1 protein-coding gene is annotated in these 316 nt (G+C 32.0%); it reads right to left on the bottom strand.

What is annotated here, in order from left to right; all coding sequences use genetic code 11:
• On the bottom strand, nt 1-210 hold a 210-nt coding region (locus C7H79_RS18605), incomplete at its 3' end, for a DEAD/DEAH box helicase family protein (protein ID WP_147383567.1).
• Nucleotides 211-316 lie beyond the last annotated feature (106 nt).

Genomic DNA, 316 nt, shown 5'->3' with positions numbered 1-316 from the left:
TGCCTGCACATCTAAACTCTTAACGTTCAATTTAGATAACAGTGCTTTTCTTAATGACCGATTTGCAATAACTACCACCGCTTCATTATTTTGCAACCCTTCGAGGAGGTAATTTGTAAGTTTTTCTGCCTGAGAATCATCATTCTCACAAACATTAACGATATGGCTGCCATTATAGTTTGTTAGTTGCCAAGTCTTATTGATTTCCATTGTTATGTAATAAAGAAAATAAAAGGGCACTATAGTACAAAATTTTAAGTAAGTGAATCTATAGATGTATTTAAAATACTCTTTAGAGAAGAATATATCTATACGC

The organism is Nitrosomonas supralitoralis, from assembly GCF_003011925.2.
GTDB classification, from domain to species: domain Bacteria; phylum Pseudomonadota; class Gammaproteobacteria; order Burkholderiales; family Nitrosomonadaceae; genus Nitrosomonas; species Nitrosomonas supralitoralis.
This window is presented reverse-complemented; position numbering and strand designations above follow the sequence as displayed.